6 protein-coding genes are annotated in these 14,996 nt (G+C 46.8%); 5 read left to right on the top strand and 1 reads right to left on the bottom strand.

All coding sequences use genetic code 11. The features are described from left to right. Nucleotides 1-9 precede the first annotated feature (9 nt). From MKX50_RS18135 to MKX50_RS18115, 5 genes are all read left to right on the top strand, one after another. Nucleotides 10-906, top strand: coding sequence for a carbohydrate ABC transporter permease (locus tag MKX50_RS18135; protein WP_339157522.1), 897 nt, complete (start codon nucleotides 10-12; stop codon nucleotides 904-906). Nucleotides 907-1,016: 110 nt separating this feature from the next. After that, nucleotides 1,017-2,645 carry an ABC transporter substrate-binding protein gene (locus MKX50_RS18130; RefSeq protein WP_339157521.1) on the top strand — a complete coding sequence of 543 codons (1,629 nt, stop codon included), beginning with the start codon at nucleotides 1,017-1,019 and terminating at the stop codon, nucleotides 2,643-2,645. A gap of 24 nt (nucleotides 2,646-2,669) precedes the next feature. Beyond that, a complete protein-coding gene (locus tag MKX50_RS18125) occupies nucleotides 2,670-5,138 on the top strand; it encodes a PfkB family carbohydrate kinase (RefSeq protein ID WP_339157520.1) in 2,469 nt (822 codons plus the stop codon). After that, nucleotides 5,135-7,414 carry a GH32 C-terminal domain-containing protein gene (locus tag MKX50_RS18120; protein ID WP_339157519.1) on the top strand — a complete coding sequence of 760 codons (2,280 nt, stop codon included), beginning with the start codon at nucleotides 5,135-5,137 and terminating at the stop codon, nucleotides 7,412-7,414. Before MKX50_RS18125 ends, MKX50_RS18120 begins: the two co-directional genes overlap by 4 nt. A 110-nt stretch (nucleotides 7,415-7,524) precedes the next feature. After that, entirely contained in the window at nucleotides 7,525-13,176 is a 5,652-nt protein-coding gene (locus MKX50_RS18115; protein ID WP_339157518.1) for an S-layer homology domain-containing protein, read from the top strand. A 597-nt stretch (nucleotides 13,177-13,773) separates the two neighbouring features. Here MKX50_RS18115 and MKX50_RS18110 read toward each other — a convergent pair. Next, the gene (locus MKX50_RS18110) at nucleotides 13,774-14,622 is read right to left on the bottom strand and encodes an AraC family transcriptional regulator (RefSeq protein WP_339157517.1); all 849 of its coding nucleotides are present in this window, start codon (nucleotides 14,620-14,622) and stop codon (nucleotides 13,774-13,776) included. Between the last annotated feature and the right edge of the window lie 374 nt (nucleotides 14,623-14,996).

Here is a 14,996-nt window from a genome sequence, read left to right as displayed (position 1 = left end):
GAGTTCATCTTGTATCAGTTATTGAACAGAAAGAGCAGAGGGGACGTATGGTTCGATATTATCAACAATATTCTGTTAACCCTCGTTATGCTGCTCGTATTATTCCCGTTGTATTTTGTGCTGATCGCTTCATTTAGTGATCCCAATTATATCTACTCCGGTGAGGTCTGGTTATTTCCAAAAGGCTTCACGTTGGATGGCTACGAGCGGATTTTTAGTGATTCCTCCATATGGATTGGGTACGTTAATTCGATATTATACGCAACCCTAGGAACAATAATTGGTGTCGCCGTGACTGTATTCGCGGCCTACCCGTTGGCTCGTAAAAATTTGGTAGGTAAATCGGTGATTATGTGGTTCTTAATGATTACGATGTTTTTTAGCGGAGGGCTGATCCCTACCTATTTGCTGATTAAGGATCTTCACATGCTGAATACGATCTGGGCACTTGTTATTCCTGGAGCGGGCGGTGTATTCAATGTGATTATCGTGAGGACATTTTTTCAATCTTCCATACCTGACGAAATGTGGGAAGCGGCTTCTATTGACGGGTGTTCCAACACCAGATTCTTCTGGAGCATCGTCCTGCCATTGTCCAAATCCATCCTGGCTGTCATGGTGTTGTATCATGTCGTCGGCTTCTGGAATGGTTTCTTCGACGCTTTGATCTACCTGAACGATGAAAACAAATATCCTCTGCAATTGGTGCTTCGCAACATACTTGTTCAGAATCAAGTCAACTCTGGGATGATGATCGATGTGGAATCTTACGCAGCCAAAATGCGCGTTACGGAATTGATTAAATACGGTGTCATCATCGTATCCAGTCTGCCGCTGTTGATTCTGTACCCTTTTTTGCAGAAGTACTTTGTAAAAGGCGTGATGATCGGATCGATCAAGGGTTGAGTTTAATGTTGACGAAGCTTGAAAGGGGGGATGTGCAGAAATTGAACAAACGCAAATGTAGAGCACGTATGATTTTATCTTGATGGATGAATAAAAGGGAGGTTATCTATGTGAAGTCTTTATTTAAAAAAGCAGGAATTCTTGTATTAGCCGGAGCATTTGTGCTTAGCGGATGTTCGGAAAACGGCAACGGGTCAAAAAAACAGGAAAGCAGCCCGGTTCAAGATACAAATTTCAACAAAACCGGCCTTCCAATTGTGAACAATACAGTGACATTAAGAATGGTATCCCCGAAAGCTGCATTGGCGCCGGAGTTCTCGGAAATGGAAATTTTCAAGCGGCTGGAAAAGGAAACAAACATCAAGATCAAATGGGAAAACATTCCTGACACCGATTATGCAGAGAAGAAAAACTTGTTACTCGCAAGCGGAGATTTGCCGGATGCATTTTATGCAGCTGGATTTACCGACTACGAGCTAATCAATTACGGTAAAGACGGAACCATTATTCCGTTGGAGGATTTGATTGATCAATATGCACCTAACTTGAAAGCGCTTTTCGAACGACGGCCAGATATCAAATCATCGATTACGGCGCCGGATGGGCATATCTATGGGCTGCCGTCTTGGGAAGATAATAATCTTGGAACTAACCCCTTCTTTCACGTCATCAACAAAAGCTGGCTTGATAAGCTGGGTCTGAAAGTGCCGCAAACACTGGATGAATACACGGAGGCACTGCTTGCCTTTAAAACGCAGGATCCGAATGGCAATGGAAAGCAGGATGAAATTCCACTTAGCTTTATGCATATGCAGTGGTGTATGGATATTGCCGGAATTTTCGGCGCCTTCGGACTTCCGGATAACCTGGAGCATAGAGTCGTACGCGATGGAAAAGTCATTTTCACCGCAAATCAGCCTGAATATAAGGAAGCTCTTAAGTATTTTCATGAAAAATGGTATAAACAGGGCCTGATTGATCCCGAATCCTTTACCCAGGACGCAGCACAATATCTGGCAAAAGGTAAAACAACAGATGAGACACTTGGATCTTATATCTGGTGGGAAATCGATGAGGTTGTCGGGACTGAGCGCAGTAAGGATTATGTTCTGCTGTCTCCGCTGAAAGGGCCGAATGGAGGTCAGACAATCGGACGTGCCAATGGCGGTGGTCCAGGACGAGGGGCTTTTGTTATTACCAAAGAAAATAAGAACCCGGAAATCACCATGCGTTGGATCGATCAGCAGTATGAACCATATATGGCCGCTCAAATCCATTGGGGCCCGCTGGACGTCGTATTTGAGAAGGATGAAAGCGGTAAGTTGGTGAACTTGCCGGTTCCGGATGGAATCTCCGCAGGTGAGTTTCGCCAAAAGGTTGCTCCGGGTTCGGGCGGACCAGGCGTCATTACTTTTGAAGATTTCGGAAAAATTGTAGACATGGAGCCGCGGGCCCAGCAGCGTGCTAAAGATTTGGAGCAATATTACAATCCGTACATGGAAAAGGAAAACTATCCAAGCATCTTCTTTGAACCAGAGGAACTGGACAAAATCAACAAGATTGAGCCTGAATTGATCAAATACGTAAATACGCAAAGAGCTAAATTCATTGTTGATGGCGGAGTGAATGAACAGTGGGACAACTATGTGAAGACACTGGAGAAGATGGGCCTGAATGACTTAATGGAAATTTATCAAACAGGGCTGGATCGCTATAACGCAAATTTAAATAATCATTAAATAGAGGATAGGTGGGGAGAAACTGTGCTTGATGTTATTGCGATCGGGGAAGTATTGATTGACTTTACTCCGGCAGGCCGTACAGCGGGAGGTAACGAGCAGTTTGAATGCAATCCTGGAGGGGCTCCGGCTAATGTAGCCGCTGCGCTATCCCGATTAGGAGCAAGAACGGCATTGGTTAGCAAGGTCGGGGAGGATCAATTCGGTTCCTTGCTGCAGAAGACTTTACTTAACATCGGTGTGGATGTGACTGGAGTATCTTATACGAAGGAAGCGAGCACTACGCTGTCATTTGTTCATTTGGATGACAAGGGGAATCGCTCCTTCAGCTTCTTCCGGAGCCCGGGAGCGGATACCTTCTTACACACAAGAGATATTCCGCTGGGCAGGATTGAAACGTGCCAAGTATTACATTATGGCTCGTTGTCCATGACTCATGAACCGGCCCGGACGGCAACAAAGACGGCAGTTCTTAAGGCAAAGGAAGCAGGAGCTTTACTTTCGTTCGATCCGAATATCCGGTTTGCGTTATGGGAGAGTCAGGAGGAGGCCAAGCAGAATATTCTTTGGGGCCTGATGTATGCCGATATCTTAAAAGTATCGGAAGAAGAGCTTGCTTTTATTACGGGCACAGATGATGTGGAAAAGGGCTCACTTGAGCTTCAGCAACAGTTTGATATCACGTTAATCGTCGTTACTTTAGCGGAAAAAGGCTGCTATTACCGATTGGCTGGGCAGGATGGATATGTTCCAGGATTTCAAGTAAACGTCATCGACACGACAGGAGCCGGGGATGCCTTTCTGGGCTGCTTGTTATATAAAATCCTGGAAGCAGGAAGCTCTCTGAATGATCTATCCAACCAGCAAATCACTAGCATGCTGACTTTTGCTAATGCCGGCGGAGCGTTGGTAACAACACGAAAGGGGGCTCTTGGAGCAATGCCGACGACAGATGAAATAAATCAGATGATTGATTCCAACCAACAGGTTAATGATGAATATTTCCGACCGGGTTTTCATTTTTCACCTCCATCCCATTGGTTGAATGATCCCAATGGATTAGTTTTTTACGAGGGAACTTATCATTTATTCTACCAGCACCACCCTTACGGAAATAAATGGGGACCGATGCACTGGGGCCATGCGGTAAGCAAAGACCTGGTACATTGGGAGCATATGCCGATCGCCCTGTTCCCGGATGAGCACGGTGCTATTTTCTCGGGCTGCTGTGTGGTGGACTGGAAAAATAGCAGCGGATTGTTCGAAAAATCCCATGGACTGGTTGCGCTCTTTACCCATGCGGATACACATCCGGAGACCGGACAGCCGCGCCAGCGGCAAAGCTTGGCTTACAGCAGTGACAAAGGTCAAACCTGGCAGAAATATGAGGGGAATCCCGTACTTGCAGAGGATGAGCTTGTTGACTTCCGTGACCCGAAGGTGTTCTGGCATTCACAAAGCGGGCGCTGGATTATGGTTCTCGTGGCAGGAGATCATGTCCGGTTCTACCAATCTAAAAATCTGCGTGAATGGTCTTTTAGCGGTGAATTCGGTAGAGGAGAAGGTTCACATGACGGAGTTTGGGAGTGCCCTGATCTGTTTGAATTGCCGATTGATGACACCGGGCGTACCAAATGGGTACTTATCATAAGCATCGGCGATAATCCCAGATGTCCGGAAGGATCACGTACGCAATATTTTATTGGAGAGTTTGACGGAAATACATTCATTAACGACAATACGGCCGATCACATCATGTGGCTGGATTATGGTAGAGACAATTATGCAGGAGTTTCCTGGTCGGATATACCTGAGAAAGACGGACGCCGTGTAATCATCGGGTGGATGAGTAACTGGAAGTATGCCAACGAGACACCTACCGGTTCTTGGAGAGGGGCTATGACTCTACCTCGCGCCTTGTCACTGACCGAACGGGACGGAAGTGTGAGTTTGACCCAAATGCCAGTCCGGGAAACGGAACAGCTTCGCAAAGAATCCATGCGCTGGAATGACGTCACTGTTACGCCGAAGACTCCTTTTTTGCAGAAGGTGAAGGAGGATTTGCTAGAGATTGAAGCGGATATCGATATCCGGTCCGGTGAAGAAGTTCATATCGGATTGACATCCTCTGGGGAGGGAGAGATCGTAATCGGATATGACTCTGAGAATCAATGGATATTCATCGACCGTTCAAAATCGGGGGTTACGGATTTCCACTCATCATTCGCATGCAAGCACGGTGCGAGAATCGTTGCGTTGAACGGAAAGATCAAGCTGCATATCTGGCTGGACCGCAATTCCGTTGAAGTGTATGCGGATCATGGCCTGGTTGCACTGACGGATCAAATTTTTCCTGACGCTCCTATCGAGAATGTCGAGGTAAGCACGAAATCAGGGCAGGTAGTACTGGATTCAATTCAGATCCATACGCTTAAATCCATTACTATTCCCGGTAACACAGCTGAGTTGACTGTAGGGAGGGATGATGCATGAGCTGCCCAATGGATGACCAGGGATTAATCATGCATTGGCCTTTTGATGAAGGAGCGGGAGCAAGCGCTCTGGAGAATGTATCCCGTGTCCGCAATGAGATTCAGTACGTATTTAATCAAGCGGAGTTTACCGAACCGACCGGTCCGCAGTGGAGAAAGGGAGTAACGGGAAGCGGTCTCCTGTTCGACGGTTACTCGACTTTTATTTCCCATTCGGTCAGTGAAGAAACCACAAACGGCGGGCCGGAATTTCGATCGGCACTAAGCATAGGAGTGTGGGTTGCGCCACGCTCCTATGATTGGGGCTATGAAGGCAAGTTGGCTGCCATTGTGAACCGCCACAATATGGACTGCAAGCAGGGGTATTTGCTTGGCATATTCAGACACGGCCGCTGGTCTTTCCAGGTTGGACTCGAGGATGGGGGCTGGAAGGAAGTTTGGTCACCGGACGGCTGTGAACTGCCGAAGAATGAATGGTCTTATGTAAATGCTGTTTTTGATGGGAATAACGGCGAAATCAAGCTGTATTTGAATGGCCGTGAAATTGCTTATTCCGAAGTGCCCAGCGGTTCCCGCCTTGCTGAAGCCACGGGCACGGATTTGCTCATCGGCAAAAATAATCATAGCAGCGTGTGGGCAGGAATATTCAATCTCCAGATGTTTAGCGGTATCCTCGATGAATTGAAAATATACAACCGGGCCTTAAGTGCAGAGGAAGTGGCCGCTTCTTATCAGCAAATGCTTGATTCCGTGCATGGGGGCATTAAGCCTCAGTTGCAATATGATGAGATCAAGCTGGATCGGACACCTCTGCTGCAGGACCGGCACAGACCGCAGTATCATGTCAGCCCACCCGCCCATTGGATGAATGAACCGCATGCGCCGATCTATTTTGACGGGAAATATCATTTGTTCTATCAGCATAACCCGCTAGGGCCGTTCTTTTATCATATCCATTGGGGGCATTGGGTCAGTGAGGATCTCGTACATTGGCGTGATCTTCCGGTGGCCCTGGCGCCTGAAAAGGATCAGCTTGCACCGGACGGAATCTGGTCGGGAAGTGCAACTTATGATGAGGACGGTCTGCCTGTCTTGTTCTTTACGGCAGGCAATGACAGTGCTTCGCCGAATCAGAGCGTGGCGCTTGCCCGGAGCACTTATTCCCGGGATGGCGATCCGAATTTGGTTCAATGGATCAAGCATCCGGAGCCGCTCATCGTACAGGAGAAGGGAATGGGCGCATTCGGGGATTTTCGCGATCCATTCGTGTGGAAGGACGATGAAGGCTGGTATGCTTTAGTTGGATCAGGAATCGAAGGCGAAGGCGGGGCTGCACTCGCATTTGCGTCCAAAGATATGCTGAATTGGACTTACAAAGGGCCATTTTATCAGGCGGATATTCAGAAGTTCCCCTATCTTGGACCGATCTGGGAGCTCCCTGTCCTTCTTCCTCTTGGCACCGACAAGCAGAGTGAGAACAAGCATCTTTTACTGGTCAGCCCTGTGGGGAAGGGCGCCGATGTCGAGGTGTTCTATTGGATCGGGCGGCTGGATAAAGAACATCTTTCGTTCATTCCCGATCGGGAGGAACCGGAACTGATTGATGTCGGTGATTTCCATTTTACCGGCCCGAGCGGAATGGTGGATCCGAAAACCGGCAGAAACATCGTCTTCACGATCGCCCAAGGCGACCGGACGTCCGAACTGGAGTATCAATCAGGCTGGGCTCATAACGCAGGCTTGCCATTGAGCGTGTATTTGCGGGAGGATGGACGGCTGGGAATCGAGCCGATTCAAGAGCTGGAGTCTCTGCGTGGTGCTAAGCGGCTATCGATCCGTGACAAGTCATTGGCCGAGGCTAATGTATTGTTAAGGGACGTTCAGGGTGACATGCTTGAGATTCAAGTGGAACTGGAGCCGGTTTGTGCGTCACAACTCGGAATTAAGGTCCGTTGTACGCCGGATGGTGAAGAGGAAACTTTACTGTACTATGATTTCAATGAAGCTAGACTCTTGGTGGACCGGACGAAGACGACGCTGCATCCGGGAGAAAAATGCAAAGGGATTCAAGGCGGCAAACTGGAACTGTTAGGTGAGAATTTGAAGCTTCATATCTATTTGGATCGCTCTATGGTTGAAGCCTATGCCAACGGATTGAAAAGCCTGACGACCCGGGTCTATCCGACCCGTAGGGATGCTTTGGGCCTAGAGATCTGGGGAGATGGAGAGCTTATCGTTAAATCTATGGAAGTATGGGATATGCAGTCTATTTGGTAGAGAAGCGCTTCGGCGCTTCTTGCCGGTAGGCATAGAACGTTATATGCATTCAGGAAGTTTGCACCTGCATTTTGAAAGCGTTTTATTCGAATAATGAAGGGAGCTCTTGAATGAGAAAAGTTAAGAATAAAAAGAGTTGGATTTCCAGACTGGTTATTTGGGCGATCGTGCTCCAGCTTGTTTCTCCCGGAATTTCGGCAGCAGCCAAGCAGGGGTTAAGCTTTGGGGAAGCTCTCGATTCAAAACCGGGCCTGGGATGGTCGGTTACGGATGCGGTCTATCAAGTTCAAAATCCAAGTTTCGAAACGGGGGATATGACAGGTTGGACGGTAGTCAGCGGCGAAGCGTTTGGTCCGGACAGCGTATCGAACGAAACTACGTGGTGGGCGGAGCAAATCCCTTATCACCAGGAAGGAACCTATCATTTAAACGGTTGGAAGTATAGCGAGTCCGCGACCGGCGTGCTTCGTTCCAGCACCTTTGAGCTGGGCGGAAGCGGCTGGATCAGCTTCAAGCTGGGCGGCGCAAAAAATCCTAACAAAGTATTTATAAATATCGTAGAAGCCGATACGGGGCAGGTTATTGCCAGGTATGGCAACAGCGCATTCGCCGACGTGAGTTTCCCGAATCCCGATCAGGGCATGCGGCTTGCTAACATGGAGCAATATAAGGCGGATCTTTCAGAGCATTTGGGTAAAAAGCTGTTTGTCGAGATCGTCGATAATGCCACCTCGGATTGGGGGCTGATCTTTGCGGACGCCTTCTTCATGTATCATCCATCCGAGCCGGCCGAGGGAATTGTCGCCACGGATATCAAGCCGGACTTCAAACGCTATCAAATTGAAAATCCCGGCTTTGAAACCGGAGATTTATCGGGATGGACAGTCGTTGAAGGCGAAGCTTTCGGTCGAAACAGCGTTTCAGATGAAACAACCTGGTGGGCGGAACAGATTCCGTATAACCAGGAAGGCGCCTATCACTTAAACGGCTGGAAGTATGACGAATCTGCGACCGGCGTACTTCGTTCCAGCACCTTTGAGCTTGGGGGAACCGGCTGGATTACCTTCAGACTGGGAGGAGGCAAGCATACGGATCAAGTATACGTAAACGTGATCGATGCGGATTCGGGAGACTTGATTGCCAGGTACGGAAACACCGAATTTAACGAGTCCGGCTTTCCGGATCCTGCGCAAGGCTTGAGACTCGCGAATATGGAGCAATATAAAGCCGATCTCTCCAAATATATCGGAAAGAAGCTATATATTGAGATCGTCGATAAAGGGGCTTCGGATTGGGGACTCATCTTTGCGGACGCCTTTAACACCTTCAATGAACTTGTTCCGCAAGAAGGAGTCATGGCCGATAACATCATGCCGACCGAAATGCAGAATCCAGGTTTTGAAACCGGAAATTTTGACGGTTGGACCGTTGAAGGCAATGCTTTTCAAGTAACCGATGAACCTGGGGCAGGTAAAGAAGGCAACTTTTATGCCAAATCCTCATTGGAGGGACAGGGCTCGATCACCTCTAGTATTTTCACGCTTCAGGGAACGGGAACGATTAACTTTACTATTTTAGGTGTCGATCATCCGCAGGATGCCTGCGTTGCACTATATGATGCCAACACTGACACGCTGCTCAAGAAGACCGGGAACATCCGGGCAAATGAGAGAATTTCGTGGAAAATGCAAGAACATTATAATAAGAAGCTTTACATCAAGGTAATCGATCAATCGAATCAAGCCAGCATTTCCGTGGATGCTTTTGAGACTCGCGCTGTGGGCAACATATTCTACATGAATTTTGATGAAGGCACAGGAAAGAAGGCCCTTGAGGACGTAAGCAATCTTGAGCATGATGTGTATTATGTATTTAATGATGCCAGGTATATGGCCTCTAAAGACCCTAGGTGGACTTCGCGCGGAGTAAAAGGCGGGGCGTTGCTGTTCGATGGATATTCGAATTTCATTGAGATTAAGGCAGAGAATACGGTTCCGGCACGTGACGCATTAACGGTTGAAGCTTGGGTTGCCCCCCGCAGCTATGAATGGGGAGACGGAAACAAGCTGTCCACCATCATTAGCCAATCTAATCAGGATAAAGCGGAAGGCTTCGAGCTTGGCATGTACCGGCACGGCACTTGGTCGATGCAGGTCGGGATCGGCGGCCATTGGATTCAAGTGTGGGTCGAAGATCATCCACTAGAAAAATACAAATGGAATTACGTAGCTGCTACCTTCGACAAAAAGGATGGGATGATGAAGTTGTACCTGAACGGCGAGGAAGTCGCTTCCCAAGCCACCCCTGTGGACATTCCGATCACCCCATCTACGGAAAACCTGATGATCGGTAAAAATAATAAACCGGTCGAGCTGGCAGGTTTGTTCTCCTATAATATGTTCAGCGGACTTATCGACGAAGTGAAGCTGCAAAACAAAGCCCTTACCCCTCAGGAGATCCTTGCTGAATATGAAAATGTGAAAACGCTTCATGGCGGATCGGTTCCGGAAATTCCGAATGGCGATATTGACGAGGACCCGAGTGTGTTTGATGGAGATCAGCATCGTCCCCAGTACCACGCGATGCCGCCGCAAAATTGGATGAATGAAGCGCATGCACCCATTTATTATTACGGCAAATACCATTTATTTTATCAGCATAACCCGCAAGGTCCATATTGGCATCAAATCCATTGGGGACATTGGGTGAGTGACGATATGGTTCACTGGGAAAATGTGAGGCCTGCTCTGGCCCCCGAAGCGGGCACCCTGGATCCGGACGGAGTATGGTCAGGGAGCGCAACATATGATCGCAACGGTAATCCGGTACTCTTCTATACTGCCGGGAACGACTCTCTGTCGCCTAACCAAAGAACAGGATTGGCGACCCCGGCCGATTTGGCTGATCCTTATTTAGAGCACTGGGTGAAATATCCCGAACCCGTTACGGAACAGATGGGAAATGGCATTCACAATGAGTTCCGGGACCCCTTTGTATGGTACGACGAAGAGGTAGACAAGTGGTATCAGTTAGTGACGTCCGGCCTTCAAGACTACAGCAGCGGCACAGCTTTGGTGTATGTGTCCGACGATATGTACAACTGGGAGTATAAGGGGCCACTATACGTTAGTGACAGAAACCTTTATCCAGAGCTCGGTACGGTATGGGAACTACCGGTATTACTGCCGTTAGGCAGGGATAGTACAGGCAAGCAACAGCATATTTTTATGGTTAATCCCCATGAAAAACCGGAGCATGTTGCTCCATCTAACGATGTGCAAAGAGATGTTGAAGTTTTTTATTGGATTGGAACCTGGGACAGGGACAATTTTAGATTTATACCCGATCAGGAGGCACCCTCCAAATTGGATGTAGGCGACGGTTATCTGACCGCAGAGAGCGGCATGGTTACGCCTGACGGAAGAACGGTCGTTTTCTCCATGGTGCAAAACGTAAGAACACCGCAGGCGGAATATCAAGCCGGATGGGCTCATAATCTGGCGCTGCCAGTTTTCCTAAGCCTGGATAGTCATGATCAATTGCGCATTGAGCCTATTCAAGAAATGCAGAGCCTCCGGGGGGCAAAACTGGTTGATTTTGCGGATAAAAACTTGGAGGCCGCCAATCAATGGATCCAAAATGTCAAAGGCGACATGCTGGAGATTGTGATGGAAATTGATCCGGGCGAAGCCCAGAAATTCGGTCTTAAGGTGAGACGCTCCGAAAACGGCCAGGAAGAAACACTGATATACTACGACAAGACGAACGGAACCTTCAATGTGGATCGGACCAAGAGCAGCATTGATCCGGATGTGCGCGTGGATGGCATTCAAGGCGGATACGTCGATCTTGGCGGAGAACATCTGAAGCTCCATATTTTCCTCGATCGTTCGGTAGTAGAAGCCTTTGCTAATTATAAGAAGAAGCTGACAACCCGCGTTTACGTAGGCCGGTACGACTCACTCGGCTTAAAGGTTTGGGCTGACAAAGATATCACGGTCAAGTCGATGGAAGTATGGAATATGAATGCCTTGACGGGTGAACCGGCTGCTCCGGTGTATGTTCCGGATGACTGGGACAACTCGGTGTATACTGATATTACGGATCTGCCTAACCACGATTTTGCTACAGGCGATTTAACGGGCTGGCTAGCGGAAGGAGATGCCTTCCAGGATGTCCATGTGACCGATGCTAAGTTGTTCTGGGATACGATCTATTTCAATCCGTCGCAGAAAATACCAGGCGGGTATCATTTGTGGGGTTTCAATGAGGTAGCCGGTGGTGACAGCTTAACAGGAACGCTGAAATCACAAAATTTTGTACTTGGCGGGAATGGTAAGATTAATTTCCTTGTCAGCGGCGGGCGTGATCTGGATAAGTTATATGTTGCATTGGTCCGAGTATCGGACGAAAAAGTGTTATTTAAAGAGACAGCAACCAATTATGAGGAATATCAACGGAAAGTTTGGGGCGCATCGCAATATATCGGCGAAGAGCTTTACATTAAGGTGGTTGACCAATCCACGGCCGGTTTTGGGCATATTAATGTTGATGATTTCAATGTGCCGGTTAGAGTGAAAAATCCGACCAATCCAACAGTACCGACAAAACCGATCGATCCTGCTCCATCTATTCCTGTTGAATCGGGCAGCACTGTAAGCAATGGAGTTAACCCAAGTAAACCAGCCAGTCCAAATAGCCTGTCCTTCGAAATGGCTAAGGGTGAACGGCAGGTGCTGTTCCCGGTTAAAACGGCGGCAAATGATGGTAAGAATGCTTTGAAGATTAAACATAGCGGAGCAGAGATCGAAGTTCCCGCTGAGGTACTGAAGGAATTACAAGGGCTGGTTACAAGTGAAGAACTTGAACGTGCCCAAATCTCCTTTGAAATAGACACATTATCGGCAGATCGGATGAAAGCACTGATAGAACGTGTCAAGAGCAAGAATAAAGCGGACATATCAGCTTTAGGAGAGGTCTATGACTTCAAATTATCTATCGTGAAGGGTGATGGAACGGAGCTTAAGCTTGAAAAATTCGCCAAACCCGTCACCATCAGATTGAGCGCACAGGAGAATTACCACCAAGATTTAACGGGCATTTATTACATCGCAGATGATGGCAGACTGGACTATGTGGGTGGAACCTATGTGGAGGGTAAATGGATAGCGGATGTGAGTCATTTCAGCAAGAATGCCGTCCTTACGTATGATAAATCATTTGAAGATGTGAATGCCTCCTTTTGGGCCCATGATGTTATAAAAAGGATGGCAGCGAAGCAAATTGTCTTGGGTGTGAGTGAAACTGCATTCGCACCAAAGCAAAATGTAAGCAGAGCTGAGTTCGCTTCTTTGATTGTTCGTACACTCGGAATAACAGGAACAAACTCAACTACATTCAAGGATGTAGCACCCACGAAGTGGTATGTTTCTTCTATTGCTGCAGCATATGAAGCGGGAATTGTAACCGGAAGAAGCAATGATACCTTTGCGCCGGAGGACACCATAAGTCGTGAAGAAATGGCATCTATGATTTATAAAGCATATCTGTTTCATACTGGACAGAAGGCTGCTGTTAATCGTCAAAGCAATTTCAAGGATGCCGGTACGATAAGCGGATGGGCTTCAGATGCAGTGGCTGCCTTACAGGAGCTTGGATTAGTTAACGGACGAGGCAACCAGTTATTCATGCCACATGAAACGGTGAATCGTGCGGAGGGTGCGCAAATCATCTCACTTCTGCTGGATAAAGTTAATAAATAACGGTTAAGGGAAAGCCGGGGAAGCAAGGTGATGTCCGCCTTCGCCATGCCTCCGGCTTTCTCTGATTTATACCGAGAATCATCTTACCAAAGTAGGAGTTCACACAGCATGACTGAAATGGAGTTGACCGCTGGCCTGATTGTTGCTGCTGCTGACAAGAGGCCTGGGAAGATTCTGCGGCGTTCATGTTCATATATATAACACTTGGGAGCAGCCCGAAGAGGAAGCCGGGGTCTGGTGGTATGGGATAGGAAACCGGAAAACCATTGACTGGTGTTGGGGCGAAGGAGACGAGAAGTTTTTTTGTGGATGGTGAAACCGTTCCGTCCACATTTGGAACGGGTAGCGAGGACTACATTGGTTATGCCTGGGCGGCGGCCGCCCTTTCCTATGTTCGATAGCGTATTTACTTGTCAGCCCTTTGTTGAATTAGATGCCAATGGACACACCTCGGTGAATCGTTTTCAAATTTGCGACAATGTTCCTTTCATGAATTCCTTTGAAGGCGATATAGAAAAATATAAAGGAAATACCCTTTATTCGTGAAACTAAGACCATCCTCCTGTTAGGCTCTCCAGGTGAATATAGTGAATAATTCTAATCTTCATGTTTATAGATTTTTTTCTTACGATAAAAGGAAGGATTAACTCCATCTATTTTTTTAAAGGCTTTACTAAAGGAATGAATATCCGGAAAGCCGACACTTTCGGCAATGAGCGTTAACGGGTCATTAGTGAACTGAATCATTTCCTTCGCCTTTTCTATTCTTAGTAAAAGATGATATTGGATTGGGCTCTTCCCGAATGATTGTTTGAATAATGAAATCATATAGTATTTGCTAATTCCCGAAATTTTGGAAAGTTCATCTAAGGTTACCTTTCGGTCGATATTGTGGTTCAAGTACATCCGCAACTGCTCCATTTCTCCCATATTGGTTACTAGATGTGGATTACAGTTCCAGTAGTTTTCACGTAAAAGTGCATTCAATAACTGCAAAAACAGTCCTTTTATATTCATTTCATAAAAGGGTAACGTCATTTGAAATTCTTTTATGATTTCAAAGATGATTCTTTCTATAACCAAGGTATTCCTTAACCGAATGTGACTGGGAATCTGAGGGATAATTTGCTCAAGATCGTCGTTTCGAAACCATTTCATTTCATCCGCAGTCATATCTTCAAGTTTTTTAAAGGAAACCTTCACATCCGGACTATCCTCTTTATAGAACAAATCAAAATGTAAATGAGGTTGTCGTACTAATTCTGTTCCTAACTTTCTAATAGAGTGCCGTTGCTTTGGACGAAAAAGAAAGAGGTCCCCCGATTCACCGGTAAAAACATCATTCTCGACGGTTACTTGTATTCTGCCTTCCTTAACGTAAAGTAACTCATAGTCAAATAAAACTCTCTCCTCTAAATACCAAGGGAATGGGATATGACTATCCATTGCTAATCGGATGTACGGCGATAATTGTTGAAAGTTCATATTAGTCTTTCCCTTCAGAGTGTTTTTCAAAGCAATATATGACAAATAAATAATAATTCTACCTAAATACTAATTCATAAATGTATTATAGCATGTATATGTGATGAGTGAATCGTTTCCATTGATTAGAAATTATTGACAAGGAAAGCCAATCTCGTCATGAAATTAAATCAGGAACAGGACATGAACGTTTGGGCAAAAAAACAGCCATTAAGCGGATTGCCATTTATCAATGATTCATGCAGTCTACCTGAATCAAGCTGGGATCGAACGAGGGGAAACCGGTATTTTATTGAGAGGGTATCACTTCATGAATGTGCAAGAGAAATTATGGT

This window comes from Paenibacillus sp. FSL W8-0186 (genome assembly GCF_037969765.1).
GTDB lineage: Bacteria > Bacillota > Bacilli > Paenibacillales > Paenibacillaceae > Fontibacillus > Fontibacillus woosongensis.
Note: the sequence above shows the minus strand (reverse complement) of the source record. Positions and strands in the feature narration are given on the sequence as shown.

Bases quoted from the DNA above. Each gene is read 5' to 3' on its own strand.
- MKX50_RS18120 (WP_339157519.1), top strand. From the start codon at position 5,135: ATGAGCTGCCCAATGGATGACCAGGGATTAATCATGCATTGGCCTTTT.
- MKX50_RS18115 (WP_339157518.1), top strand. From the start codon at position 7,525: ATGAGAAAAGTTAAGAATAAAAAGAGTTGGATTTCCAGACTGGTTATT.
- MKX50_RS18110 (WP_339157517.1), bottom strand. From the start codon at position 14,622: ATGGATAGTCATATCCCATTCCCTTGGTATTTAGAGGAGAGAGTTTTA.